This is a genomic window from Streptomyces sp. NBC_00440 (genome assembly GCF_036014215.1).
In the GTDB taxonomy this organism is placed as follows: Bacteria; Actinomycetota; Actinomycetes; order Streptomycetales; family Streptomycetaceae; genus Streptomyces.
This window is the reverse complement of the sequence record NZ_CP107921.1, coordinates 6,865,776-6,890,578: the sequence shown is the minus strand read 5'-3', so window position 1 is coordinate 6,890,578 and position 24,803 is coordinate 6,865,776. Positions and strand designations below refer to the sequence as shown.

Annotated in this window: 23 protein-coding genes; 9 read left to right on the top strand and 14 right to left on the bottom strand. The window is 69.8% G+C overall.

Annotated features, from left to right (window positions below; all coding sequences use genetic code 11):
• Positions 1-37: 37 nt before the first annotated feature.
• The 6 genes from OHB13_RS30645 to OHB13_RS30620 all read right to left on the bottom strand — a co-directional run bounded on the left by OHB13_RS30645 (position 38) and on the right by OHB13_RS30620 (position 4,345).
• Positions 38-1,423 carry an 8-oxoguanine deaminase gene (locus tag OHB13_RS30645; RefSeq protein WP_266851595.1) on the bottom strand — a complete coding sequence of 462 codons (1,386 nt, stop codon included), beginning with the start codon at positions 1,421-1,423 and terminating at the stop codon, positions 38-40.
• 174 nt (positions 1,424-1,597) lie between these two features.
• The gene (pucL, locus tag OHB13_RS30640) at positions 1,598-2,521 is read right to left on the bottom strand and encodes a factor-independent urate hydroxylase (RefSeq protein ID WP_328379226.1); all 924 of its coding nucleotides are present in this window, start codon (positions 2,519-2,521) and stop codon (positions 1,598-1,600) included.
• A 7-nt stretch (positions 2,522-2,528) separates the two neighbouring features.
• Positions 2,529-2,918 (bottom strand): hydroxyisourate hydrolase, encoded by a 390-nt coding sequence (gene uraH, locus OHB13_RS30635; protein WP_266851597.1) that lies wholly within the window; start codon positions 2,916-2,918, stop codon positions 2,529-2,531.
• Between the two features lie 5 nt (positions 2,919-2,923).
• Entirely contained in the window at positions 2,924-3,493 is a 570-nt protein-coding gene (gene uraD, locus OHB13_RS30630) for a 2-oxo-4-hydroxy-4-carboxy-5-ureidoimidazoline decarboxylase (protein ID WP_328379225.1), read from the bottom strand.
• Positions 3,494-3,710: 217 nt separating this feature from the next.
• Positions 3,711-4,088: a helix-turn-helix domain-containing protein gene (locus OHB13_RS30625; protein ID WP_266851599.1), complete on the bottom strand. Its 378-nt coding sequence runs from the start codon at positions 4,086-4,088 to the stop codon at positions 3,711-3,713.
• On the bottom strand, positions 4,085-4,345 hold the full coding sequence (locus OHB13_RS30620; protein WP_266851601.1) for a hypothetical protein: 261 nt from the start codon (positions 4,343-4,345) through the stop codon (positions 4,085-4,087). Before OHB13_RS30620 ends, OHB13_RS30625 begins: the two co-directional genes overlap by 4 nt.
• Positions 4,346-4,470: 125 nt before the next feature.
• Between OHB13_RS30620 and OHB13_RS30615 the strand changes: the two genes are divergently transcribed.
• The 3 genes from OHB13_RS30615 (at position 4,471) to OHB13_RS30605 (ending at position 7,875) form a co-directional block, all read left to right on the top strand.
• Positions 4,471-5,292: a TIM barrel protein gene (locus OHB13_RS30615; RefSeq protein ID WP_266851603.1), complete on the top strand. Its 822-nt coding sequence runs from the start codon at positions 4,471-4,473 to the stop codon at positions 5,290-5,292.
• Positions 5,293-5,327: 35 nt separating this feature from the next.
• Entirely contained in the window at positions 5,328-6,218 is an 891-nt protein-coding gene (locus OHB13_RS30610; RefSeq protein WP_266851604.1) for a 2-hydroxy-3-oxopropionate reductase, read from the top strand.
• A 199-nt stretch (positions 6,219-6,417) separates the two neighbouring features.
• Positions 6,418-7,875, top strand: a complete 1,458-nt coding sequence (locus tag OHB13_RS30605; protein WP_328379224.1) for a catalase — start codon at positions 6,418-6,420, stop codon at positions 7,873-7,875.
• 435 nt (positions 7,876-8,310) lie between these two features.
• On the opposite strand, the gene OHB13_RS30600 is transcribed toward OHB13_RS30605, so the two are convergent.
• Together OHB13_RS30600 and OHB13_RS30595 are read right to left on the bottom strand one after the other, a co-directional pair.
• Entirely contained in the window at positions 8,311-8,967 is a 657-nt protein-coding gene (locus tag OHB13_RS30600; RefSeq protein ID WP_266851607.1) for a response regulator, read from the bottom strand.
• On the bottom strand, positions 8,964-10,169 hold the full coding sequence (locus OHB13_RS30595) for a sensor histidine kinase (protein ID WP_328380428.1): 1,206 nt from the start codon (positions 10,167-10,169) through the stop codon (positions 8,964-8,966). Before OHB13_RS30595 ends, OHB13_RS30600 begins: the two co-directional genes overlap by 4 nt.
• Positions 10,170-10,512: 343 nt before the next feature.
• Between OHB13_RS30595 and OHB13_RS30590 the strand changes: the two genes are divergently transcribed.
• On the top strand, positions 10,513-11,499 hold the full coding sequence (locus OHB13_RS30590; protein WP_328379223.1) for an ABC transporter ATP-binding protein: 987 nt from the start codon (positions 10,513-10,515) through the stop codon (positions 11,497-11,499).
• Complete coding sequence (locus OHB13_RS30585) at positions 11,496-12,518, top strand: ABC transporter permease (protein WP_328379222.1); 1,023 nt, start codon at positions 11,496-11,498, stop codon at positions 12,516-12,518. Before OHB13_RS30590 ends, OHB13_RS30585 begins: the two co-directional genes overlap by 4 nt.
• A gap of 95 nt (positions 12,519-12,613) precedes the next feature.
• On the opposite strand, the gene gcl is transcribed toward OHB13_RS30585, so the two are convergent.
• Positions 12,614-14,404 (bottom strand): glyoxylate carboligase, encoded by a 1,791-nt coding sequence (gcl, locus tag OHB13_RS30580; protein ID WP_328379221.1) that lies wholly within the window; start codon positions 14,402-14,404, stop codon positions 12,614-12,616.
• A gap of 203 nt (positions 14,405-14,607) precedes the next feature.
• Between gcl and OHB13_RS30575 the strand changes: the two genes are divergently transcribed.
• On the top strand, positions 14,608-15,462 hold the full coding sequence (locus OHB13_RS30575; protein ID WP_328379220.1) for a hypothetical protein: 855 nt from the start codon (positions 14,608-14,610) through the stop codon (positions 15,460-15,462).
• A gap of 50 nt (positions 15,463-15,512) precedes the next feature.
• Here the strand turns inward: OHB13_RS30575 and OHB13_RS30570 are convergent, their stop codons facing one another.
• Both OHB13_RS30570 and OHB13_RS30565 read right to left on the bottom strand, forming a co-directional pair.
• Positions 15,513-17,111, bottom strand: a complete 1,599-nt coding sequence (locus tag OHB13_RS30570; protein WP_328379219.1) for an AMP-binding protein — start codon at positions 17,109-17,111, stop codon at positions 15,513-15,515.
• On the bottom strand, positions 17,108-18,787 hold the full coding sequence (locus OHB13_RS30565; protein WP_328379218.1) for an AMP-binding protein: 1,680 nt from the start codon (positions 18,785-18,787) through the stop codon (positions 17,108-17,110). The genes OHB13_RS30570 and OHB13_RS30565 overlap by 4 nt, the downstream gene beginning before the upstream one ends.
• Before the next feature lie 139 nt (positions 18,788-18,926).
• On the opposite strand from OHB13_RS30565, the gene OHB13_RS30560 reads away from it, so the two are divergent.
• Positions 18,927-19,754: a helix-turn-helix transcriptional regulator gene (locus OHB13_RS30560; RefSeq protein ID WP_328379217.1), complete on the top strand. Its 828-nt coding sequence runs from the start codon at positions 18,927-18,929 to the stop codon at positions 19,752-19,754.
• A gap of 126 nt (positions 19,755-19,880) precedes the next feature.
• A complete protein-coding gene (locus OHB13_RS30555) occupies positions 19,881-20,735 on the top strand; it encodes a GNAT family N-acetyltransferase (RefSeq protein WP_328379216.1) in 855 nt (284 codons plus the stop codon).
• 24 nt (positions 20,736-20,759) lie between these two features.
• Here the strand turns inward: OHB13_RS30555 and dmpI are convergent, their stop codons facing one another.
• The 3 genes from dmpI to OHB13_RS30540 form a co-directional block, all read right to left on the bottom strand.
• Positions 20,760-20,942 carry a 4-oxalocrotonate tautomerase DmpI gene (dmpI, locus tag OHB13_RS30550; RefSeq protein WP_266851622.1) on the bottom strand — a complete coding sequence of 61 codons (183 nt, stop codon included), beginning with the start codon at positions 20,940-20,942 and terminating at the stop codon, positions 20,760-20,762.
• A gap of 115 nt (positions 20,943-21,057) precedes the next feature.
• Positions 21,058-21,948 (bottom strand): LysR family transcriptional regulator, encoded by an 891-nt coding sequence (locus OHB13_RS30545; RefSeq protein WP_266851624.1) that lies wholly within the window; start codon positions 21,946-21,948, stop codon positions 21,058-21,060.
• An 87-nt stretch (positions 21,949-22,035) separates the two neighbouring features.
• Positions 22,036-23,139: a winged helix DNA-binding domain-containing protein gene (locus tag OHB13_RS30540; RefSeq protein ID WP_328379215.1), complete on the bottom strand. Its 1,104-nt coding sequence runs from the start codon at positions 23,137-23,139 to the stop codon at positions 22,036-22,038.
• Positions 23,140-23,403: 264 nt separating this feature from the next.
• On the opposite strand from OHB13_RS30540, the gene OHB13_RS30535 reads away from it, so the two are divergent.
• Positions 23,404-24,558 (top strand): magnesium and cobalt transport protein CorA, encoded by a 1,155-nt coding sequence (locus tag OHB13_RS30535; RefSeq protein WP_328379214.1) that lies wholly within the window; start codon positions 23,404-23,406, stop codon positions 24,556-24,558.
• Positions 24,559-24,803 lie beyond the last annotated feature (245 nt).

The window sequence follows — 24,803 nt, the reverse complement described above, 5'->3', positions numbered from 1 at the left end:
CCGGGGACCGTCCTCCCCGGCCGGAGCTTGTCGGACGTCAGGCCTGCGCGGCGATCTGCGCCAGGCGCCGGGCCTCGTCCCGCGTGGAGCGGGCGATGGCGTCCTCGTCCACCGTGGTCAGGTGGTTGTCCTCGACGACGGGCTTGCCGTTGACGAGGGAGAGGGTGACGGGGGCCGCGGCGCCGAAGACGAGCGCGGTCACCGGGTCGGCGATGGAGGCATGGGCGAGGGTGTCCATCTTCCACAGCACGAGGTCGGCGAGCTTCCCCGGTTCCAGCGAACCGATCTCCGCGGCACGGCCCAGGACCTGGGCTCCGCCGTACGTCCCGAGGCGCAGCGCCTGACGGGCGTTGAGGGCCGCTTCGCGGTGGGCGCCGAGGCGGTTGATGAGCAGGGCGTTGCGCAGCTCGGTGTGGAGCTCGCCGGACTCGTTGGACGCGGTGCCGTCGACCCCGAGGCCGACCGGCACGCCGGCCTTGAGCATGTCGGGGACACGGGCGATGCCGGCCGCCAGACGGGCGTTGGACGACGGGCAGTGGGCGACGCCGGTCCCGGTGCGCGCGAAGGCGGCGATGTCGGAGTCGTTCATGTGGACGCAGTGCGCCATCCACACGTCGTCACCGAGCCAGCCGGTCGACTCGAAGTAGTCGGTCGGGCCCATCCCGAACAGCTCCTTGCAGAACTGCTCCTCCTCGACGGTCTCGCTGCCGTGGGTGTGCAGGCGTACGCCCTTGCGGCGGGCCAGCTCGGCACCCTGCTTGAGCAGTTCGGTCGAGACGGAGAAGGGCGAGCAGGGGGCGACGGCGACCTGGGTCATCGAGTCGAACGAGGCGTCGTGGTGCTGGTCGACCGTCGCTTCGGTGGCCGCGAGCGCGCCTTCGAGGGTCTCGACGGCGAAGTCCGGGGGCAGCCCGCCGTCCTTCTTGCTGCGGTCCATGGATCCGCGGGCCAGCGTGAACCGTACGCCCATCTCGGCGGCGGCGCCGATGACGGCGCTGGACAGGTCGCCGGAGCCCTGCGGGAAGACATAGTGGTGGTCCATCGCGGTGGTGACACCACCGCGGGCCATCATCGCGAGGGATCCCTGCGCGGCCGAGCGGACCATCTGCTCGTCGATGCGCGCCCAGGTCGGGTAGAGCGCGACGAGCCAGTTGAAGAGATTGTGGTCGGTGGCCACACCCCGGGTGATCCACTGGTAGAAGTGGTGGTGGGTGTTGACCAGACCCGGGGTCACCAGGTGTCCGGTGCCGTCGATCCGGCGTACGACGCCGGTGAGTCCGTCGGGGGCCTTGCCCGCGCCGACGGATTCGATGCGATTCCCTGCGACCACGACATGACCCGATGCGTACTCGGTGTCGTGGGCGTCGACTGTCGCGATGGCTACGTTCTCAATGACCGTGCGCGCGGCTGCCGTTGCTGCCATGGGGATACCTTCTCTCGCAGTAGCGATGTGGGCACGGCAGGACCCCAGGAGGATTTGAGTGCCGCAGCCGCGTGGCTCCGGGTGCCGAAGTGGTGAAGTGAAGTTGTCTGTCGGGTCCGGGTCCGGTACGCCGCCGCCGGCTGAGGCGGCCGGCGACGGCGTACCGGTCGGGTCTCAGAGGTTGGTCATGTCCACCGGGATACGAGGATCGGCGCCGTCCCGCAGGACGGTCCCCTCGATGAGCCCGTACGGCCGGTCCGCCGCGAAGTAGACCTCGTTGTCGTTCTTGAGCCCGAAGGGCTCCAGGTCCACCAGGAAGTGGTGGCTGTTCGGCAGCGAGAACCGGATCTCGTCGACCTCGCTGCGGCTGTTGATGATGCGCGCGCCCATCTGGTACATGGTCTGCTGCAGGGAGAGCGAGTACGTCTCGGCGAAGGCCTGGAGCATGTGCTTCTTGCACTGCTGGTAGGACTTCTCCCAGTTCGGCATACGGTCCGCGTCGCTGGTCCAGTTGTAACGCCACTGGGCGGCAACCTTGGTCGCGAGGATGCGGTCGTACGCCTCCTTGAGGGTCGTGTACTTGTCCTTGGCGTAGCCCCAGAACTCCGAGTTGGTGGAGTTCATCACCGTCAGGTCCTTCAGACCCGAGATGACCTGCCACTTCTCACCGTCGAAGGTGATCTCCGAGGTGCGCAGTTCCTGGCCCTTGCGGACGAAGGAGTGCTGTACGTCGTCGGCTCCGATGAACTGCGAGCTGGCGTCGGAGGTGGCGATGCGCTCCCAGGCGTACTCCTCGATCCGGATCCGGGCCCGGTGGATCCCTTCCTGGGTGGTCACGAAGTGCCGCGCCAGGTGGATGCCGAACTGCTCGGCGGACTCGATGCCGTGCTCCTTGGCGAACGCGAACACCGTGTTCTTGGTGGTGTCGGTCGGCAGGACGTTGGCGTTCGAGCCGGAGTAGTGGACGTCGTCCATCTCGCCGGAGAGCGCGACCGAGACGTTCAGGTCCTTGATGTGATGGGTGTCGCCGTCCCGCGTGATCTTGACTACGCGGTTCTCTGCTTTGCCGTACTGGTTCTGGCCGAGAATCGTGGGCATGACGTTGCTAGCTCCCTCGGTATACGGAGTAGCCGAACGGGTTGAGCAGCAGCGGTACGTGGAAGTGCTCACCCGGGACGACGGCGAATGTGATCGCCACCTCCGGGAAGAAAGCGCCGCTGTCCCTTACGCGGGGGGCGTCCTGCTGTGCCTCGGCTTGTTTCTTGGAGAAGTACGCCTCGGTTTCGAAATCGAGGCGTACGTGGGTTGTTCCTTCCGGCAGAGCCGGCAGGTCCTTGCAGCGCCCGTCGGCGTCGGTCGCGGATCCGCCCAGTGCCGTCCACTGCTCGCCGGAGCCACTGCGGGCCGCGAGCGAGATGGCGACACCTTCGGCGGGGCGTCCCACGCTGGTGTCCAGGATGTGCGTGGACACCGAAGCGGTGGTCTGCGTGCTCAAGGCCTTCACTCTCCTTCTTCCGCGGCCGCCGCGTTCTCCGCGGTGGCCGCTGCGACCAGATTCAGCCGGATGCGGTTGATCTTGCCGAGTTCGGTGCGCACGATCGCGCGCTCCTGCTCGGGCGTATTGCCGGACCGGGCCTGCATCGCGTCGCGCATCTGCTCGCCGGTGGCACCGGTCGCGCAGATCAGAAAGACATGTCCGAACTTCTCCTGGTAGGCCAGGTTCAGTTCGAGCATCTCGGCCTTGAGCTCCTCGGTGGCCCCGGCCATCCCCCGCTGTTCACGGGAGGACGTCGGGTCTCCGGGTTTCGGCCGCCCGATCGGCGGGTGCCCGGCCATCGCCTCGGCCAGATCTTCCGCGGTCAGCTCGGCCGTGGCGGCGTCGCTGGCGAGAAAGAGGGCTTCAGCTGTGGCGTAGGGGCGCTGGGCGAGGATTTTGCTCCCCCAGACCGAACTGGCGCAGACCTCGTGAAGCACGGCTTGCGCCGCGCTGTCCCGCAGGGTGTTGAACCGGGCGAGACCCGCGGGGGTTCCGGGGTTCTCCCCCGGCAAGCGCTCTGGACTCGAAGTCACGGGGACCTCCGTGGCCTTGTATGGGCCTTGTGCTGGACGGGCTGCGGATAGCTAACGCCCTCGGAAACACCACGTCAACACTTTGTTGAAAACTTGGTGAGACAAAAACCGCCGCCCGGCATCCCGGACGGCGGCTGTCGGACGTGACGGGGCCTGCTTCGCCCGCCACGGCACGGCTCAGTCATCACAAGGCCCGGTCACGGGCCCAGTCACGGGCTCAGTCACTCTTGGCGACGTTTTCCCGGTTCAGGTAGTTGTAGACGGTGAAGCGGCTGACCCCGAGCGCACCCGCCACCGTCTCCACGCCATGGCGTACCGAGAAGGCACCGCGCCCCTCCAGTATCCGCACCACGGCCTGTTTCGTCTTGCGGTCGAGCTCCGAGAGCGGCACCCCGTGCCGGCGCTCCAGGGCCGCCAGGATGTGGTCCAGGGAGTCCGAGAGCTGCGGCAGCCGCACGGCCAGGACGTCCACCCCCTCCCAGGCGAGCACGACGTCGTCCTCCCTCGCCTGGTCCGGTACGAGGATCTCGGCCCCCATGGCATCGGCCAGCGGCTTCACCGCTGCAACAAGGGGGTGGTCTCCCGGCTCGGTCACTTCTGGTCCTCCCCGTCCTGCCCGATCACGTTCACCTGGAGGGAGACCCGGGTGGCGCCCGCGCCCAGGGCCTGGCGGAGCAGCGCGTCCACCGCGGTCAGCACCGCGTCCGACGCGCCCTCGGCGGTGTTGCCGAACGGCCCGACGTCCACCGCGTCCAGCTCGGCAGCCTGGATGACCTCCCGGGCGACCACCGCATGGGGCGGCGCATCGTCCAGATCAAAGGGCTCCGTCGTGAATTCCACTCTCAATCGCACGCGCACAACCTACTGCGCGAGTGACGAAAAAAGGCAGGCCCACTTGACAGCTGACCAGGACGGCAGGCAATCTTCCATCAAGTAGAAAGTAACTTCCGCAATACGGAAGGAGCGCCGAACGCCTTATGGGCTACACGGACCAGCGCTTCGATGTGAACCTCTCGATCCTCTTCACGGAACTCCCGCTTCTGGAGCGTCCCGCGGCCGCCGCCGCGGCCGGCTTCAGCGCGGTCGAGCTGTGGTGGCCCTGGATCGAGACCCCCACCCCTCCGCAGGCCGAGCTCGACGCGCTCAAAAAGGCGCTCGACGACGCCGGCACCCAGCTGGTGGGTCTCAACTTCTACGCCGGCCGCCTCCCCGGCCCGGACCGGGGCGCGCTCTCCGTCCCCGGCCAGGAGTCCGACCGCTTCCGCGCCAACATCGACATCGCGGCCGACTTCGCCGCATCGGTCGGCTGCAAGGCGCTCAACGCGCTGTACGGCAACCGCGTCGAAGGTGTGGACCCGGCGGTCCAGGACGAGCTGGCCCTGGAGAACCTCACGGTAGCGGCCCGCGCCGCCGACCGGGTGGGCGCGATCCTGCTCATCGAGGCGCTCAACAAGCCGGAGTCGCCGCTCTGCCCGCTGGTGAGCGCTCCGGCGGCCATCGACGTGGTCAACAAGGTCAACGCCCTGACGGGGCTCGGGAACGCGAAGTTCCTGCTCGACCTGTACCACCTGTCGATGAACGGCGAGGACCTCAACGAGGTCATCGACACCTACGCCGCGCAGACCGGCCACGTGCAGATCGCGGACAACCCCGGCCGCGGCGCGCCCGGTACGGGTTCGCTGCCGCTGGAGGACCTGCTCGACCGGCTGACCAAGGCCGGCTACGACGGCTGGGTCGGCCTGGAGTACAAGCCGGGCGACCGCCCGAGCGCCGACGCCTTCGGCTGGCTCCCCAACTGACCATCTCCACCCGCGTGTTGAAAGAGGACCCCCGCATGAGCAATCTCCCCAAGGTCGCATGGATCGGCCTCGGCATCATGGGCTCCCCGATGTCCGAGAACCTGATCAAGGCCGGCTACTCGGTGACCGGCTACACCCTGGAGCAGGACAAGCTGGACCGGCTCGCCGCCGCAGGCGGCACCGCCGTGTCCTCGATCGCCGAAGCGGTGCGCGACGCCGACGTGGTGATCACCATGGTGCCCGCATCGCCGCACGTCGAGGCCATCGCGTACGGTCCTGACGGCATCCTGGAGAACGCCAAGGCGGGCGCGCTGCTGATCGACATGTCGTCGATCACCCCGCAGACCTCGGTCGATCTGGGCAAGGCGGGCGGCGAGAAGGGCCTGCGCGTCCTGGACGCCCCGGTCTCCGGCGGCGAAGCCGGTGCCATCGAGGCCGTACTCTCCATCATGGTCGGCGGCGAGCAGGCCGACTTCGACGCCGCGAAGCCGATCCTGGACGCGCTGGGCAAGACCATCGTGCTCTGCGGTCCGCACGGTTCGGGCCAGACGGTGAAGGCCGCCAACCAGCTGATCGTCGCCGTCAACATCCAGGCGTGCGCCGAGGCCGTGGTCTTCCTGGAGAAGTCCGGTGTGAACCTCAACGCCGCCCTCGACGTCCTCAACGGCGGCCTGGCCGGTTCGACCGTCCTGACACGCAAGAAGGACAACTTCCTGAACCGGGACTTCAAGCCCGGCTTCCGGATCGACCTGCACCACAAGGACATGGGCATCGTCACCGACGCCGCCCGCAACGTCGGCGCCGCGCTGCCCGTCGGCGCGGTTGTCGCCCAGCTGGTCGCCTCGCTGCGCGCCCAGGGCGACGGCGGCCTCGACCACTCCGCGCTGCTGCGCTCGGTCGAGCGGCTGTCCGGCTCGCAGGTCTGAAACCAAGTTCCACCCTTCCGGGGCTCCGTCCGGCCCCTTCCGCACTCCGGTCCGCGGCAGCGCTGACACCTGTCCTGTCGCGCCCAGGCGCTGCCGCGGCCCGGTCTCCTCACTTCAATTTCAACAAACTGTTGACGCGGCGTTCGCAGTGTATTTACGCTCCTCAAGCCGCCAGCAGCCCCAGTACGGAAGGTCCACGATGTCGAAGCGCGTGCTTACGACCGAGTCAGGCGCCCCGGTCGCCGACAACCAGAACTCTGCCACCGCCGGCGTCGGTGGCCCCATCCTCCTCCAGGACCAGCACCTGCTGGAGAAGCTCGCCCGGTTCAACCGGGAGCGCATTCCGGAGCGCGTCGTCCACGCCCGCGGCTCCGGTGCGTACGGCTACTTCGAGGTGACCGACGACGTCACCGGCTTCACCCGCGCCGACTTCCTCTCCAGCGTGGGCAAGCGGACCGAGACGTTCATCCGCTTCTCCACCGTGGCCGACTCGCTGGGCGGCTCCGACGCGGTGCGCGACCCCCGCGGCTTCGCGCTGAAGTTCTACACCGACGAGGGCAATTACGACCTCGTGGGGAACAACACCCCGGTCTTCTTCATCAAGGACCCCATCAAGTTCCCGGACTTCATCCACTCGCAGAAGCGTGACCCGTTCACGGGCAAGCAGGAGCCCAACAACGTCTGGGACTTCTGGGCGCACTCCCCCGAGGCCACCCACCAGGTGACCTGGCTGATGGGTGACCGCGGCATCCCCGCCTCGTACCGTCACATGAACGGTTACGGCTCGCACACCTACCAGTGGACGAACGCCCAGGGTGAGGCCTTCTTCGTCAAGTACCACTTCAAGACGAACCAGGGTGTCCGCAGCCTCTCCGCCGACCAGGCTTCGGAGCTGGTGGGCAAGGACGGCAACAGCCACCAGACCGACCTGCTCCAGGCGATCGAGCGGGGCGTCAACCCGTCCTGGACACTGCACGTGCAGATCATGCCGGCGGCCGAGGCGGCCGAGTACCGCTTCAACCCGTTCGACGTCACCAAGGTGTGGCCGCACAGCGACTACCCGCTGCAGCGCGTGGGCCGTCTGGTCCTGGACCGCAACCCGGACAACGTCTTCGCCGAGGTCGAGCAGGCGGCGTTCTCGCCGAACAACTTCGTCCCCGGCATCGGTCCCTCGCCGGACAAGATGCTCCAGGGCCGTCTCTTCGCGTACGCCGACGCGCAGCGCTACCGCGTGGGCATCAACCACACGCAGCTGCCGGTCAACGCACCGCGTAACGCCACCGCCGACAACTACGGTCGTGACGGCTACATGGCGACCCGCTACGGCAAGCGCGACGACAAGAACTACGAGCCCAACTCCCACGCGGGCCCGGCCCAGACGGACGCGCCGCTGGCCGCCCCGCTGGCCGTGACCGGCTGGACCGGAGCGCAGGCCGCTGCCGAGCACGTGAAGGACGACGACTTCTTCCAGGCGGGCGAGCTGTACCGGCTGATGTCCGACGACGAGAAGTCGCGACTGATCGCCAACATCGCGGGCGGCCTCTCCCAGGTCACCCTCGACGAGGTCATCGAGAAGAACCTCGCGCACTTCCACGCCGCCGACACCGAGTACGGCAAGCGCGTCGAGGAAGCGGTCCGCGCCCTGCGGGAGGACTGAGGCAACCGATAGACGGCGCCGGTGACTTGACGGGAGGTCAGGTCACTGACGCGGTCCGGGCCACCGTCCCGATGAGGGGTGGCCGGCGGTCCGGACAAGCCTGCGGACCGCGGCGGAGTGACGATGCCAGTGCGGTGGTCAAGGCTCCCCCGGCGCTCTCCTGATGTGAAGGAGAGGGACCGGAGGGCCGATCGCACTCCGCCGCGGTCCCCTGCTGTACCCACCAGCTGAAACCCTCCCCACAGCCACATCGTTCAGAGGTTCGGAGCACCACCCCCAAGGCCCCGCCCGGCGGCACGAATGTCCTGTCGCGCCCAGCCTCGTACCGTCGGGCGGTAACCAGCACCACGAGCCGGAGTGCGGAACAGGGTCCACGATCCCTTGTTCCGCACTCCTTTTCGTGTGCCCTCAGGTGCCCTCGGAGCCGGAGGGGGCTCACCCCCGCCCGTCGACCAGGCCGGACTCCCAGGCCCAGGCGGCGATCTCCACACGGTTGCGGGCGGACAGTTTGATCTGCACGTTGGCGAGATGGGTCTTCACCGTGCCCACCGAGATGGACAGTTCGGTGGCGATCTCGGCGTTGGTCAGCCCTCTGGCCACCAGTCGTACCAAGTCCGTCTCCCGTGCCGAGAGCGCGGTGTGCGGCTCCCGGGGGGCGGGCACGGCGCTGTTGAGGCGCCGCAGCAGCCGGACCGTGATGGCCGGGCTCACCAGCGCCTCGCCCGATGCGGCCGCCCTGATGGCCTCGACCAGCAGGGCGGGGCCGGAGTCCTTGATCAGGAAGCCGGAGGCGCCTTCGCTCAGGGCGCGCTGGACGTACTCGTCGTCGTCGAACGTCGTGACCACGACGACCTTCGGCGGATTCACCGTGCCGGGGCGCGTCAGTCTGCGCAGTGCCTCCAGCCCGTCCATGCGGGGCATACGGATGTCCATCAGCACCACGTCGGGCCGGTGGCGCCCGGCGAGTTCCACGGCATGTACCCCGTCCGTGGCCTCCGCGACCACGTCGATGTCGTCCTCGGCGGAGAGGATCATCGCGAACCCGGCACGGACCATGGCCTGGTCGTCGGCGATCAGTACACGGATCGTCATGAGACCGCCAGCCCTGCCGTGGACACCGGGAGCATCGCCTCGACGCCCCAGCCGCCGGCCGTCACCGGGCCCGCCTGGACGCTTCCGCCGATCAGGCCGACCCGCTCGGCCAGGCCCTTCAGCCCGAAGCCGCCGTGGGAGAGGTGGCGCGGACGTCCGTCGTCGCTGACCCGTACGGTGAGCCGGTCTCCCGACCGGCCCACCCGCACCAGCACTTCGGTGCAACCGTGGGCGTGTTTGCGTACGTTGGTGAGAGCCTCCATCACCACCCGGTGTGCGGTGGTGGTCACCTCCACCGGCAGGTCATCGAAGGTGCCTTGCAGATCGAGCCGCGCCCGGGCACCACCGACGGCCGAGAACTCCTCGACCAGCGAACGCACTTCGCCGATGCCGGCCAGCGGCGTCAGCGCCACTTCTCCGTCGGCGTCGCGCAGCATCCCCACCATGTGCCGCATGGAGGTCAGCGCCTCCGAGCCGGCCTGTTCGATCCGCTGCAACGCGGGCGGCACCAGTTCGGGCCGCCGGCCCGCCATCACCTGGGCCCCCTGCGCCTGTACGACGATGCCGGTCACATGGTGGGCGACGAAGTCGTGCAGATCCCTGGCGAACTCGGTCCGCTGCTCCAGCCGGAGAGCCGCCGCCTGCCGCCGCCGGTCCACCAGGAGCAGGCGCATCCCGAGGCCGATACCCAACGCCGTGACCGCTGCCAGGGCGAAGAGCAGCGCCAAGATGAAGGTGGACTGCCTCGCCGCGACCGACACCGGCCGCAGCACGACCGCCATGCCCAGCAGAAGGACGGCGAGCGTCGCCCACGAGGGCTTCCCCCTTCGGGCGACGAGCAGCAGGAGCCACACCAGCGCCGCCGGTTCGGCGAATCCCATCGCCTGCGACCCCACGTCCATCTCCACGTGCAGCCATACCGAGAGGCACAGCGACTCGACCGCGAGTACGCAGGCGGCCACCGGCAGCGCCCGGCTGCCGAGCCGGGGCGAGGCCACGACGAGACCGACGCCCAGCAGGGCGCCGACCAGCTTGGCGGGGCCGTGTTCCACGACCCAGTAGAAACCGGCCACCCAGTCCAGCAGGACGAGACCGGCCAGGCCCCCGACCAGCAGCAGCCACGCCGTGACAGGCAGTAGCCACGACCGCCCCTTCCCCCGTGCGGCTGTGGGCGCGACCGCTCCGTTCGCCGCCTCCAGCATCTCCCTCACCGTCTCCCTCGTGTACCGGCCGAAAGTCGGAGCCGGCCGCACATGATCTGTCTTTCGCCCGATCCGCTGCGAGACGCGGCGGAGCAGAGTCGTGTCCACCGGGCGGCGTTCGCCATTCATCGCACAAGGAGCATGCCATGACCACGGCAGACGTCGTCCCGGTGGGGAAACCCCGGGGACCCCGGAGCACGCATCCGTCGCGCCGCCCGCCCCGGTGACAGCCGCGCAGACCGCCCGCGCAGGCGATTTCCCGCAGTGGCCGACCCGCCCGCACAACAGCCGGCCCTCCCCCACCCGCACACGGCCGCCCCTCCCCCACGTACAGGAGCCACACATGGACCACGCAGAGACACACCACGGCGACGGAACGGGGTTCGATCGCCCTGTTGGCGGGTCGGCGATCGAGGCTCAGGGGCTCGGCAAGAAGTACCGGCGCGGCTGGGCCCTGCGGGACGTTTCCTTCCGGCTGCCGACCGGACGGGTATGCGGCCTCGTCGGCCCCAACGGCGCGGGCAAGAGCACCCTGATGGGCCTGGCCACCCACATGATCCGGCCGACGACCGGCGGCCTGCGGGTGTTCGGCGCGGCGCCGGGGTCGACGGACGCGGTCCTGCGGACCGCGTTCCTCACCCAGGAGAAGCCGCTGTTCAAGCGCTTCACCGTGGCCGAGACCCTGCGCCTCGGCCACGAACTGAACCCCCGCTGGGACCAGGAGGTCGCCGAGGGCATCGTCCGCGCGGGCCAGGTGCCGCTGGAAGCGAGGATCGGAACACTGTCCGGCGGCCAGCGCACCCGCGTCGCCTTCGCGCTGGCTTTCGGCAAGCGCCCGGATCTGCTCATCCTCGACGAGCCGATGTCGGATCTGGACCCGCTGGTCCGCCGCGAACTCATGGCCACACTGACGGCGGAGGCCGCCGGACACGGCACGACGGTACTGGTGTCCTCACACATGCTCGCCGAGCTGGAGTACATCTGCGACTACCTCCTCGTCATCGCGAACGGCGGTCTGCGTCTCGCGGGCGAAGTGGACGAACTGCGCGCCGCACACGCCCTGTTCGCCGTCCCGCCGGACGGCTCGCGCCCCGCGGTCGCACCGCACCGGGTCATCGAGTCCCGCAGCGGCGACGGCCGGCCGGGCGTCCTGGTGCGGCTCGGCGGACCGGTCGAGTACGGCAGGCAGGCCGAGCCTCCGACCCTGGAGGAGCTTCTGCTCGCCTATCTGCGTTCACCCGACGCGCCCCCGCTGATCGCCCCCAGCGCCCGGGTCGGCGACATCCACGACATCATCACCCGCGACCCGAAGAAGGCTGTGACCGCATGAGTACGCTCACTCGTGACCCGGCCCGTACGGCGCCCGCCGGACCCACACGCAACAGCTGGATCCCACGGCTCGGCGGTCCGGTCTGGCTCGTCTGGCGCCAGCACCGCGCCGCGTTCTGGACGCTCATCGCCGTCACCCTCATCGGCACGCTCGTCATGCTCTGGCTGCGCGGGCAGATGATGGACTTCCTGGCCGCCCAGGACCCGGCCTCACGGAAGTCCGGCGGCCTGCCGCCCGAGTTCGAGACCTACGTCAACCCTCTGTTCAGCATCGGGAGGTACCTCGGCTACATCCCTGTCCTGGCCGGTGTCCTCCTCGGGGCTCCGCTCATCGCGGGCGACCTGGAGTCCGGCACCGCCAAGCTGGTGACCTCGCAGTCCGTCAGCCGACTGCGGTGGCTGATCACGAAGCTCGCCCTTCCCGCCGCGATGCTCACCCTGTCGACCGGCGTGCTCACCGCCGTCCTCACCTGGTGGTGGGACCCGGTCAAGGGACTTTCCAGCGGCCTCATTTGGACCGCCTTCTTCAGTGTCACGGGGGTCACGCCGGTGGCCTACGCCCTGCTCACGTTCACCGTGGGCGCGGCGGTCGGCATGCTCCTGCGCCGCACGCTGGTGTCGATGGTGGTCACGCTCGGCATCGTCGGGGCGATCGGGTTCGTCTGGAGCGAGGTCTGGCGGAAGCTGGGACACACCATGTCGATCAGCACCGACAAGGGCGTCGGACACGGCGCGGTACCGCCGGAGCTGCCCGCCCAGGCGGAACAGCAGGGCCAGGGCACCTACTTCCTCACCGGTTCCGGAGGCCGCCTGGACTGGACCACCTGTCTCGACAAGATGGACAACGACCGGGCGCACACCGCCTGCCTGGAGTCCAAGCACGTCGTCGGCTGGTCCCTGGACTACCTCCCCGTCTCCCAGATGCACACGATGCAGTGGCTCGGAGCCGGCATCATGCTCGCCCTCAGCGCCGCCGTCGTCGCCTTCGTCATCCTCTGGGGCCGCAAGCGGCTGCTGTGACCCGTAGCCTCCGGCCACTCCCGTGCGGCGGGGCGCCGGAACGCGCAAAGGGCGGACCGCCGTTGCCGGTGGTCCGCCCCTCGGGGTGCGAAGGGTCAGGAAGCTGTCATCGGACGGATCGCCGTCGGGGCGTGGCCCGGCTCGGTGGCGATCTCCTCGAACTCCTTGACCGCGCTGATGTCCGCGGTCGGGCTCATCGCGATATTGGTGATGCGCTCCAGGATCGCCTCGACGACGACCGGGACGCGGTACTCGGCGGCCAGCTTCTTGGCCTCCTCGAACGCGGGGAGCAGCTGGTCGGGCTCGGTGACGCGGATGGCCTTGCAGCCGAGTCCTTCGACGACCTTGACGTGGTCGACGCCGTAGACGCCCAGCTCGGGAGCGTTGATGTTCTCGAACTCCAGGTTGACCTGGAAGTTGATGTCCAGGCCGATCTGCGACTGGCGGATCAGGCCCAGGTAGGCGTTGTTCACGAGGACGTGGACGTAGGGGATCTTGTGCTGCGCGCCGACCGCCAGCTCCTCCAGCATGAACTGGAAGTCGTAGTCGCCGGAGAGCGCGACCACGGGGGTCTCGGGGTCGGCGGTGGCGACACCGAGCGCGGCCGGGATGGTCCAGCCCAGCGGGCCCGCCTGGCCGCAGTTGATCCAGTGGCGCGGCTTGTAGACGTGCAGCATCTGCGCGCCCGCGATCTGGGAGAGACCGATGGTGGTGACGTAGCGCGTCTCCGGGCCGAAGGCCTTGTTCATCTCCTCGTAGACCCGCTGCGGCTTCATCGGCACGTTGTCGAAGTGCGTGCGGCGGTGCAGCGTGGACTTGCGCTCCAGGTGCGAGGCGACCCAGGCGGAGCGGTCGGGCAGCTTGCCCGCGGCCTTGAGCTCCTTGGCGATCTCGACGAAGAGCTCAAGCGCGGCCCTGGCGTCGGAGGCGATGCCGTAGTCCGGGGCGAAGATCTTGCCGATCTGGGTCGGCTCGATGTCGACGTGCACGAACTTGCGGTCCTTGGTGTACACGTCCAGCTTGTAGCCGGTGTGACGGTTGGCCCAGCGGTTGCCGATGCCGAGGACGAAGTCCGACTCCAGGAACGTGGCGTTGCCGTAACGCGTACCGGTCTGCTGACCGACCATACCGGCGTTCAGGTCGTGGTCGTCCGGGATCGAACCCCAGCCCATGAGGGTGGGGACGACAGGGGTGTTGATCAGCTCGGCGAACTCGACCAGCAGGTCCGACGCGTCGGCGTTGAAGATGCCGCCGCCCGCGATGATCAGGGGGCGCTCGGACTCCAGCAGGAACTGGATCGCCTTCTCGGCCTGGGCGCGGGTCGCGGCCGGCTTGTAGACCGGCAGCGGCTCGTACGTGTCCGGGTCGAAGTCGATCTCGGTCTGCTGGACGTCGATCGGCAGGTCGATGAGGACCGGTCCGGGACGGCCGGAGCGCATCAGGTGGAACGCCTGCTGGAAGACGCCGGGAACCTGAGCGGCCTCCAGGACGGTGGTCGCCGCCTTGGTGACCGGCTTGGCGATCGAGGCGATGTCGACGGCCTGGAAGTCCTCCTTGTGGAGGTAGGCGACCGGCGCCTGGCCCGTGATGCAGAGGATCGGGATCGAGTCGGCGATCGCCGAGTAGAGACCGGTGATCATGTCGGTGCCCGCGGGGCCCGACGTACCGATGCAGACACCGATGTTGCCGGGGTTGGCCCGGGTGTAGCCCTCGGCCATGTGCGAGGCGCCCTCGACGTGGCGGGCGAGCGTGTGGTGCACGCCGCCGGCGGCCTTGAGAGCCGCGTAGAACGGGTTGATCGCCGCGCCCGGCACGCCGAACGCGTTGCTGACGCCCTCGCGCTTGAGAATCTCGACTGCCGCTCGGGCAGCGGTCATACGAGGCATTGAATACTCCTGCTCGCCAGTCGGAGTGGGCCTCCTGTCGCGCCAACCTGAGATCGCCCAATTCCGTATTACGGAAGTTCATTTCTGCTATACGGAAGCAATGTAAGAGCTGGCTGCGCCTGCCGTCAAGGGAGGGGCTGCCGGCGTGCGTCACCTGTCCGAAGTACGCCCCCGGGCCGCGCCGCTTGATGGACGATGGGCCCATGGGAGAGGGAGCGGGAAAGGGTGCGGGAAGAAGCGCGGACGGATGGGCGACGAGCGCTGTCGTGCGCTGCCCCGTCTGCCACAAGGAACACGCCTATCTGGCGACGGTCCTGCCGTGCGCCTGCGGCGCTCCGCTCGCTCCGCCGCTGCTGACGGACGCCCCGCCGGAGCCGCTCACCCGCCGCAGCTGGTCGGACGAGTGGGTCGCGGTTCGCTGCACGTCGTGCGGCCGGCAGGACGAGTGGCCGCGACCGGAGCTCGGCTGCTCCTGCGGCACGGTGCTGCGCCTCGCGGTGCGCCCGGTGACGGCGCCCCCGGACACGGCTGCTTCGGACACGGCGGTACCGGGCACGGACGCTCCGGATGCGACCGCTCAGGGCCTGACCGGCCGTACCGCCCCGGACGCCGCCGGCCCAGCCCGGCCCCCGGCGCATATCCCGCTGCCGCGCACAGCCGCCGCGCCCCGGCCCGCCTTCCGGCCCATGGCGATCCGCACCGCCGGCGACGTGGTGTCGACGGCGGCGCGCTATCTGGAGTGGCTGGGCTTCCAGGACATCGTGCAGCCGGAGCGGCGGCCCGCCTCCGGGATCGATCTGCACGGCCCCGGACTGATCGCCACGGTGGAGGCCACCACCCGGCCCGCCGCCCTGCGCGACATAGAGTGCCTGTGGCTGCACGGGATGAGTTCCGCGGCGGCGTGCGTCTTCTTCTCACTCTCCGGGTACGCCCAGGACGCGCGCGACCGGGCCGACGAACTGGCCGTCCCGCTCTTCGCGCTGGATCTCACCGGCGCCCCGCAGCCGGTCAACGGGCCGGCCGACGAACTGGTCAGTACGGGCGCGGCGCCGGCGTGACCGGATACCCCGCACCGGCCTGACCGGCTCCCCGGCGCCGGCCCGGCCTGCTACCCGGCGGCGCCCGGGCCGTACCGGTCGCGCAGCTCCACCTTCCTGACCTTGCCGCTGACCGTCATCGGGAAGGTCTCCAGGATCCGCAGCCCGTGCGGGATCTTGTAGTGGGCCAGCCGGTCGCGGCAGAACTCCCGGATCCCGTCCAGCGTCGGCGGGTCGGCCGGATCCCGCGGGATGACGCAGGCCAGCACCTCTTCGCCGTACCGCTCGTCCGGTACACCGACCACCTGGACGTCGGCGATCTTGGGGTGGCCGTAGAGGAACTCCTCGATCTCACGCGGATAGACGTTCTCGCCGCCCCGGATGATCATGTCCTTGATCCGGCCGACGATCTGGACGTAGCCGTCCTCGCGGATGACGGCCAGATCCCCGGTGTGCATCCAGCGGCCCGCGTCGATCACCTCGGTGGTCCGCTGCGGCTCCTCCCAGTAGCCGAGCATCACGCTGTAGCCGCGGGTGCACAGCTCGCCCGGCTCACCGCGCTCCACCGTGACCCCGGTCGCCGGGTCGACGACCTTCACCTCCAGATGCGGCAGCACCCGTCCGGCCGTCCCGGTCCGGCGCTCCAGATCGTCGTCGCGGCGGGTCTGGGTGGACACCGGCGAGGTCTCCGTCATCCCGTAGCAGATCGACACCTCGGCCATATGCATCTCGGCCACGACCCGCTTCATCACCTCGGCCGGGCACGGCGAGCCCGCCATGATCCCGGTACGGAGCGAGCTCAGGTCGTACGCCGCGAAGTCCGGGTGGTTCAGCTCCGCGATGAACATCGTGGGCACCCCGTAGAGCGAGGTGCAGCGCTCCTGCTCGACAGCGCGCAGGGTCGCCCCGGGGTCGAAGGAGGGCGCCGGGATGACGATGCACGCGCCGTGCGACGTGGCCCCCAGATTGCCCATGACCATGCCGAAGCAGTGGTAGAAGGGCACCGGCAGACAGATCCGGTCCTGCTCCGTGTAGCCCACCAGTTCCCCGACGAAGAAGCCGTTGTTGAGGATGTTGTGGTGGGAGAGGGTGGCGCCCTTGGGGAATCCGGTGGTGCCCGAGGTGTACTGGATGTTGATCGGGTCGTCGCAGGACAGCGCCGCGTCGAGCCCGAACGGCCGGGCGGCGGCGGTCAGTTCGTCCCAGGACGGGTCGCCTATGTAGTGGATGGACCGCAGCGCCGGGCAGTTGCCGCGCACCTCGCCGACCAGGGCCCGGTAGTCGCTGCCCTTGTGCCCGGTGGAGGCGATCAGCACCGACACCCCGGCCTGCCGCAGTACGAACTCCAGCTCGTGCGCCCGGTACGCCGGATTGATGTTGACCATGATCGCGCCGATCCGCGCGGTGGCGTACTGGACGAGCACCCACTCCGGGCAGTTGACCGCCCAGATCCCCACCCGGTCGCCCTTGCCGACCCCGCTGCCGGTGAACCCCCGGGCCAGCTCGTCCACCGCGGCGCCGAACGCGGCGTATGTCCACCGGCGCCCGGACGGCACATCGACGAGCGCCTCACGGTCGGGGAACGCCGCGACGGCGCGGTCCAGATTCGCGCCGATCGTGTCGCCCAGGAGCGGCGTCGTACCGGTGCCGTGCGTGTAGGAGAGGGTCATCGCAGGTCCCCCTCGTCGTACTCGGCGGTGGAGCCCTCCGCGGTCGCCCGGCGCAGTTCGATCCTGCGGATCTTCCCGGAGACCGTCTTGGGCAGCTCGGCGAACTCGATCCGCCGGATCCGCTTGTACGGGGCGAGCACCGCACGCGAGTGCGCGAAGAGCACCTTCGCCGTGTCGGGGCCGGGTTCCCAGCCCTCCGCCAGGGCCACGTACACCTTCGGGACGGTGAGCCGCAGCGGGTCGGGGGCCGGCACGACCGCGGCCTCCGCCACGGCTTCGTGCTCCAGGAGCGCGCTCTCCAGCTCGAACGGCGAGATCTTGTAGTCGGACGACTTGAAGACGTCGTCGGAACGGCCGGTGTAGGTGATGTAGCCGTCCACGTCCCGTGAGCCGATGTCGCCGGTGCGGTAGTAGCCACCGGCCATCGCCTCGGCCGTGCGGTCCGGATCGCCGTGGTATCCGGTCATCAGACCGACGGGCCTGGCGGAGAGGTCCAGGCAGATCTCGCCCTCGCTCACCCCCGGCTCCCCGGTGACCGGGTCGAGCAGCTCGACCTTGAATCCGGGCGTCGGGCGGCCCATGGAGCCCGCCTTGAGGAGCTGGCCGGGGCTGTTCGCCACCTGGACGGCTGTCTCCGTCTGCCCGAAGCCGTCCCGGATCGTCGCACCCCAGGCGCGCCGTACGGTCTCGATGACCTCGGGGTTCAGCGGCTCACCCGCCGCCGCGACCTCGCGCGGCGGTGTGCGCAGCCGGGTCAGGTCGGCCTGGATCAGCATCCGCCAGACGGTCGGCGGCGCACAGAAGGACGTCACCCCCACCCGGTCCATCTCGGCCATCAGCCGCGCCGGGTCGAAGCGCGTGTAGTTGTGGATGAAGACCGTCGCCTCGGCGTTCCAGGGCGCGAACAGATTCGACCAGGCGTGCTTGGCCCATCCGGGTGAGGAGATATTGAGGTGGATGTCGCCGGGGCGCAGACCGATCCAGTACATCGTCGCCAGATGGCCGACCGGGTACGAGGTGTGGGTGTGCTCCACCAGCTTGGGCCGGGCGGTCGTGCCCGAGGTGAAGTACAGCATCAGCGGATCGTCCGCACCGGTGGCTCCGTCGGGCTCGAAGCCGGCCGGTGCGGCGGCGGCGTCCCCGTACGACAGCCAGCCGTCCGGGGTGCCCGCGCCGACCGCGATCCGGGTGTAATCGCCCGCCACCTCGGCGAACTTGGGGGTGTCCTCGGTCCGTACGAGCACATGGCGGGCGCCGCCGCGGTCGACGCGGTCGCGCAGATCTGCCGCTCCGAGCAGCGGAGTTGCCGGGATCACGACGGCGCGGAGCTTCATCGCGGCGAGCGCCGTCTCCCACAGCTCCTGCTGGTTGCCGAGCACGACCAGGATGCGGTCGCCGGCCCGGACGCCCTGCGCCCGGAGCCAGTTGGCGCCCCGGTCGGACCGCACGGCCATCTCCGCGAACGAGACCTTGGTCTCGGTGCCGTCCTCCTCGACGATGTGCAGCGCGGTCCTCGCGTTGTCCCTGGCGATGGTGTCGAACCAGTCGAGCGCCCAGTTGAAATGCTCGGGGCGTGGCCAGCTGAAGCCCTCGTAGGCCGTGCGGTACTCCGTACGGTGACGGAGCAGGAAGTCCCGTGCGGCCCGGAACTCCTCCGTCGCGTTGTTCGACACCATGTGTCCTCCTCATTGCGGGACTGCTGCCCAGCATCGTGTAATCAGTGGTCCGGGTCCCACCACCCCCGAACGGGGGCAAAGCGTGGGTCCGCCCGAGGAGCGCCGGAGGCCCCGCCCCCCGGCGGAGAGGAGCGGCCGCGTGCCGGAGCCGGTCGAGGCAGTGGACATGCGGGCGGCGCTGCTGCGGATGCGCCGCACCACCGGGCTGCCGGTCGCTTTCGGGGGTCTGCTGACGGGGAGCGGGCAGCTGCGCATCGCCGAGCTCAGCGGTACGGCGACACCGGCGCTGCGCGGCCTCACGGTGTCGGCCGGCAACGGTCTCGGCGGCAAGTCGATAGCGCTGTCGCGGCCGTGCGCGGTGACCGACTACCGCTCCTCGGTCCACATCAGCCATGAGTACGACACGGCGGTGGGCGCTGAAGGGCTGCACGCGGTGCTCGCCGTGCCGGTGGTGGTGAGGCGGCAGGTGCGCGGTGTGCTGTACGGGGCGGTACGCGAGCGGCTGTCGTTCGGCGACCGGACGTACAACGCCGCGGTCGAGGCGGCCCGCGACGTGGAGCAGTCGCTGGCGGTGCGGGACGAAGTGCAGCAACGGCTGGCGGCGGCGCGCGAGCCGGTGGCCGAGCCCGGCGCGTGGGAGCAGGTGCGCGAGGCGCACAGTGAACTGCGCGCGCTGGCGACACGCATCGCGGACCGGGAGCTGCGCGATGAACTTCTCGCCGTCTGCGCCCGGCTGGCCGGTGGCGGCGGCGGAGCCGGGCTTGAACGCCCGGTCGCGCTGGCGCCACGTGAGGTGGACGTGCTGGCCTGGGTGGCGACCGGCGCGACGAACGCGGCGGCCGGTGCGCGGCTGGGGCTGAAGCCGGAGACCGTGAAGGGCTATCTGCGGTCCGCGATGCGCAAGCTGGGGGCGCACACCCGGCTCGAAGCGGTCGTGGCGGCCCGGCGGGCGGGTCTGCTGCCGTAACATCCCGGCCGAAGCCATGAGAAAAGCCCCATGCGAGTTCAGGCAGCTCAGACATGCAAGTCAGCCGTGCAACTCAGCCATGCAACCCAGCCATTCAACCCAGAACTCACGACTTACGGAGCAGGCATGACGTACTCATCCGCCGGGCAGCTCGTCGTCGGGCCGGCGGCCGAGGAGGACTGGCCCGTCATCAGCGGGTGGGCGCACGACGAGGGCTGGAACCCGGGGACCAGCGACGCGCGGAGCTTCTTCGCCCAGGACCCCGACGGGTTCTTCCTCGGACGCCTCGACGGGGAGCCCGTCTCCGCGGTCTCGGTCGTCAACTACGGTGCGCACTACGCGTTTCTCGGCTGCTATCTGGTCCGCCCGGACCTGCGGGGCCGCGGCCACGGCCTGGCCACCTGGCAGGCCGCGCAGGGCCACGCGGGAAGCCGGACCATCGGCCTGGACGGGGTCGTGGCCCAGCAGCACAACTACCGCAAGTCGGGGTTCTCACCCGCTCACAGCACCTTCCGCCACACCGGCGTCCTGCCGCCCCGCGGATCGACGGGCGTACGGCCGGTCCGGGCCCAGGACCACGAGGCCGTCGCGGCGTACGACAGCGCCTGCTACCCGGCCGATCGCCCGCGCTTCCTGAAGCACTGGCTGACCACGGACGGGCACCGTGCGTTCGTACGCGTCGACGACGGGCATCTGACCGGGTACGCGGTGATCCGCCCGACGGTCGGCGAAGTCCTCCGTATCGGACCGCTGTTCGCCGATTCGCCCGCGGACGCCGAGGCACTGTTCGGGGCGCTGGCGGACGAGGCCGGTACGGCGCAGGTCGCCGTGGACGTCCCCGAGTCCAATGCGTCCGCCGTCGCACTGGTCAGGTCGCTGGGCCTCACGCCCTCCTTCGAGACGGCCCGCATGTACACGGGTCCGATCCGTCCGGTCGCCGACCAGTGCGTCTACGGCGTCACCACGCTCGAACTGGGGTAGGGCCTTTCGTTCGGATCAGCCGGGCTACTTGTCGGCAGTGAGCTTGCCGCCGATGGCCCAGCTGTCGGTGGGGACCTCCTGGATCCAGACCTGTACGGCCTCGGCGGGGATACGGAGCGAGTCGACGAAGGCGTCCGTGACGCGCTTGACCAGCTCGCGCTTGAGCTCGATGTCGCGCGGGCCCTGCTGGATAGTGACGATCGGCATGGCTGAACTCCCTGTCCCACGGCGGCTTCCCGGCTGTTCCGGGCCGCTCACCGGCATGACCCCAGTCCATCCGAACCGCGACGGGCGGCCAAGAGCCAGATCGCGACCACAGCGATCAGGATCCGTGATCGCTGCAGTCCGGCGGCGCGGCGCAGGCTTCGAGGAGCAGATCGATACCGGCAGGCGGGGCCGACCGCCGCACGGCGAGCGCCGTGGGCAGCGCGAGCGGTGCGGGCCGGAACGGGAGGAACGTCACGCGCGGACTGTGCAGTTGGCGGGCGTGTGCGGCGTACACGACGGTCCACTGCGGTGCCGGGGAGGCACCGATGGTGGCGAGGATGTCCTGGAGCGAGCCGCCGACCGGTCCGGACAGCGGCTCGAACCCTGCGGCGTCGCAGGCGGACATCACGAGGTCGACGAGGGGCGGATTGCTGCGCCGGGCCACGATCCTGAGCCGGAGTCCGGCCAGGTCCTCCAGGGCGACGTCGGGCCGGTCCGCGAGCGGGTGCCCGGCTGGAACGGCCGCGACCAGCGGGTCCTCCCAGAGCGGGATGAGCCGCACCCCGCGCACCGGCTCCGCGGCCCGTACGAACGCCGCGTCCAGCCGCCCGTCCGCGACCTGTTCCAGCCGGGTCCGGGTCGGCGCGGAGACCAGCTCGACCGCCAGGTCCGGCGCGATCCCGGCCAAAGCGGTCAGGACCCGGTCCAGATGTTCGCCGAGTCCGGTGCTGGTCCCCAGCCGCAGGGTGGTACGCGGTGCGACTGCCGCCCTGGCCCGGTCCACCGCCGCCAGCACGGCCCGCGCTTCGGGCAGCAGCCGCTCCCCCGCTTCGGTGAGCCGTACGTGCCGGGGTGAACGGTCGAACAGCTCCTGCCCCAACTCCCGCTCCAGGCGCTGCACTTGCTGGCTCACGGCCGACTGGACGATGTGCAGGCGGTCCGCGGCACGGCCGAAGTGCAGTTCCTCGGCGACGGTCACAAAGTAGCTGAGCTGGCGCAACTCCATGCCCAGGACAGTAACCGGCCGCTGCGGAGCCAGCACATGCGGTTCACGCAGCTCACGGGGGCATCCGGGGCAGGAGGCTCGCCCGGCTCATGCGTCGAGAGTGCCGAGAGTGCCGAACCCGATGTCGTGGACCTCGGCCTCCGTCATGCCGGTGAGCATCCGCTCGCCCTCGTCCGCCAGGGCCACCCGGTCGGCGCGGGTGAGCCGGGCGAACGGTTCGATACGGAGCGTGGCCGTGGTCCGGTGCTCCTTCAGCCGCCAGATGCCGGCGAGGAACCCGTCGAGCAGGAAGCTGCCGAAGGCCTGGTTGCCCATGCCGTTGCGGCCCCGGTACTCGGCGGGGATGACGCGCGTACGGTCCGCGTGGGCGAGCAGCAGATTGTCGAACTCCGGCAGGAAGCGCGGTGGTGCGGGAGTGTCCTCGTCCGGCCGGGGCGCGTCGGGCAGGTCGAAGAGTTCGGCGCCACCGGGGCCCCGGAAGGTGATCAGCTGCGGCCGCAGCCGCTCGAACACCCCGGCCAGCCGGGTCAGTCCCGCCCACATCTGCATGTCCTTGACCGAGGCGGGCCCGAAGGACCGCAGATAGCGCAGCACCGTCTCGTCGGGTGCCGGGGCGGGCGCCGACGCACGGCCGAGCCACTGTCCGACGGTGGTGAGCGCGACCTGCCCACTGCGGCCCCACAGGCCGCGCGGGGTGACCTGCACGAGCGGGAGGCGGCAGCGGGCGGCGACGGAGAGAGCGAGCGGGTCGGCGTCCGGCCACTCCGTGAGCAGGTGCTCCCTGAGCTCCTTCATCGTGCGGGGACGTTCCTCCACCAGGTCGCGGGCCAGCTCCGCCAGCCGGTCGAGGTCGACCCCGGTCAGCCCGGCACGGAAGGCCTTCAGCTCTCGTTCCCGTGCGGCCTGGACGAGCGGCCGCAGGGTGAGGGCGTCGTCGGCGGTGTGCAGATGGATGGTGGAGCGCATGGTCACCATCCGTACGGCCGCACGGCTCTCCAGCAGCTCCGACAGCTCGTACGGGTCGAAATCCGCGAGCCGGGACCAGAGCTGGAAGTACGGCGGCCTGGTGTTCTGCGCCTGGAGCCCCAGCAGCCGCGCGACGGCCTCCCCGGCGGGCAGTTCGGCGCGGCGCAGCAGAAGCTGGCGTTCCAGGGTGGCGCGGTTGAGTGCGCGGGTGCTGATCGGGGCCATGCGGGGCACGCTACCGGGGCGTGCGGTCCCTCCCGGCTGTCATGGGCTTGCGGGGGCACCGCCTCGGACCCGGCCGGCGGGCACCGCTCACCGGCGCGGCTTACGCGTACCGCTCACGAGCGCGGCTTGCCGACATCTCCTGTCCGTGGTCGGGTGGCCGCTCCGTCATGCCTGCGTCATGCGGCCCGTATATCCTGCACCGAAGCCGGGCCACGCCGGTCGGAGCCGGGCCCGGCCCAGCCGGAACGGGAGGTGAGAGCCCATATGCCGCTGTCCCCGAGGAACCGGAACGCCCGTAAGCACTTCTGGCGCAGGCCCTCCCCGCCCGACCGTACGGAGCAGCCGCCCGACAGTGCCCCGCCCGCCTCGGCCGCGCCCGAGCCCGTACAGCTGGACAACACCAGCGTGGTGCAGGCGGCGCTGTACCGCGACGGCCGCCGCGTCTCCACCCCCGCCTCGCTCGCGGAGACCTTCCGGCAGCTGCGCGAGTACCCGGACGGTATGGCCTGGATCGGTCTGCACCGCCCGACGGAGGAGGAAATCCTCTCGCTGGCAGCGGAGTTCGACCTGCATCCGCTCGCGGTGGAGGACGCACTGGAGGCCCATCAGCGGCCGAAGCTGGAGCGGTACGGCGACACGCTCTTCGTCGTCCTGCGTGCGGCGCGCTATCTCGACGCCCCCGAGGAGGTCGACTTCGGTGAGCTGCATGTCTTCATCGGCAGGGACTTCCTGATCACGGTCAGGCACGGCGCGGCGCCCGACCTGTCCGCCGTACGCACCCGTATGGAGGAGACCCCGGATCTGCTGGCGCTGGGCCCCGAGGCCGCGCTGTACGCGATCCTGGACGCGGTCGTCGACGGCTACGCCCCGGTCGTGACCGGCGTGCAGATCGACATCGACGAGATCGAGACCGAGGTCTTCAGCGGCGACCCGGCGGTGTCCCGCCGTATCTACGAACTCTCCCGCGAAATGGTCGAGTTCCAGCGCGCCACCCGGCCCCTGGTGGGAATGCTGAACGGCCTCATGGCGGGATTCGCCAAGTACGGGACGCATGAGGAACTGCAGCGCTACCTGCGTGACGTGGCCGACCATGTGACGCATACGAGCGAGCGGGTGGACGGATTCCGCCAGGCGCTGACCGAGATCCTCACCGTGAATGCCACGCTGGTGACCCAGCAGCAGAACGCGGAGATGCGCGCACTCGCGGAAGCGGGTTTCGAGCAGAACGAGGAGATCAAGAAGATCTCGTCGTGGGCGGCCATTCTCTTCGCGCCCACCCTGGTGGGGACGATCTACGGGATGAACTTCGACAACATGCCGGAGCTGCACTGGTCGTTCGGCTATCCCTTCGCGATCGGCCTGATGGCGGTGGTGTGCGTGAGCCTGTACTTCATCTTCAAGAAGCGGGACTGGCTGTAGGCGTCGGACCGGACTCTTGCAGACCGACGCTCAGGTGCTGATGGACCTGAGCGGTGCCCGGCGATATCGCAGCGCTACTTGTCGCGATCCGTGGAGTCAGCAGGAGGCCGATCAGCATGGTCGTAGGCTTCCTGCGACGCATGACTGTTTGTGCAAGAAACTCGATCACATCTTGCACAAATGAACTTACGGAGGCACGGTGTTGGCCATCGCGCCGTCACTGAGGCGCGCTCGATGACGGGAGA

Bases quoted from the DNA above. Each gene is read 5' to 3' on its own strand.
- OHB13_RS30645 (WP_266851595.1), bottom strand. From the start codon at position 1,423: ATGGCAGCAACGGCAGCCGCGCGCACGGTCATTGAGAACGTAGCCATC.
- pucL (WP_328379226.1), bottom strand. From the start codon at position 2,521: ATGCCCACGATTCTCGGCCAGAACCAGTACGGCAAAGCAGAGAACCGC.
- OHB13_RS30615 (WP_266851603.1), top strand. From the start codon at position 4,471: ATGGGCTACACGGACCAGCGCTTCGATGTGAACCTCTCGATCCTCTTC.
- OHB13_RS30610 (WP_266851604.1), top strand. From the start codon at position 5,328: ATGAGCAATCTCCCCAAGGTCGCATGGATCGGCCTCGGCATCATGGGC.
- OHB13_RS30605 (WP_328379224.1), top strand. From the start codon at position 6,418: ATGTCGAAGCGCGTGCTTACGACCGAGTCAGGCGCCCCGGTCGCCGAC.
- OHB13_RS30600 (WP_266851607.1), bottom strand. From the start codon at position 8,967: ATGACGATCCGTGTACTGATCGCCGACGACCAGGCCATGGTCCGTGCC.
- OHB13_RS30595 (WP_328380428.1), bottom strand. From the start codon at position 10,169: ATGCTGGAGGCGGCGAACGGAGCGGTCGCGCCCACAGCCGCACGGGGG.
- OHB13_RS30590 (WP_328379223.1), top strand. From the start codon at position 10,513: ATGGACCACGCAGAGACACACCACGGCGACGGAACGGGGTTCGATCGC.
- OHB13_RS30585 (WP_328379222.1), top strand. From the start codon at position 11,496: ATGAGTACGCTCACTCGTGACCCGGCCCGTACGGCGCCCGCCGGACCC.
- gcl (WP_328379221.1), bottom strand. From the start codon at position 14,404: ATGCCTCGTATGACCGCTGCCCGAGCGGCAGTCGAGATTCTCAAGCGC.
- OHB13_RS30575 (WP_328379220.1), top strand. From the start codon at position 14,608: ATGGGAGAGGGAGCGGGAAAGGGTGCGGGAAGAAGCGCGGACGGATGG.
- OHB13_RS30570 (WP_328379219.1), bottom strand. From the start codon at position 17,111: ATGACCCTCTCCTACACGCACGGCACCGGTACGACGCCGCTCCTGGGC.
- OHB13_RS30565 (WP_328379218.1), bottom strand. From the start codon at position 18,787: ATGGTGTCGAACAACGCGACGGAGGAGTTCCGGGCCGCACGGGACTTC.
- OHB13_RS30555 (WP_328379216.1), top strand. From the start codon at position 19,881: ATGACGTACTCATCCGCCGGGCAGCTCGTCGTCGGGCCGGCGGCCGAG.
- dmpI (WP_266851622.1), bottom strand. From the start codon at position 20,942: ATGCCGATCGTCACTATCCAGCAGGGCCCGCGCGACATCGAGCTCAAG.
- OHB13_RS30545 (WP_266851624.1), bottom strand. From the start codon at position 21,948: ATGGAGTTGCGCCAGCTCAGCTACTTTGTGACCGTCGCCGAGGAACTG.
- OHB13_RS30540 (WP_328379215.1), bottom strand. From the start codon at position 23,139: ATGGCCCCGATCAGCACCCGCGCACTCAACCGCGCCACCCTGGAACGC.
- OHB13_RS30535 (WP_328379214.1), top strand. From the start codon at position 23,404: ATGCCGCTGTCCCCGAGGAACCGGAACGCCCGTAAGCACTTCTGGCGC.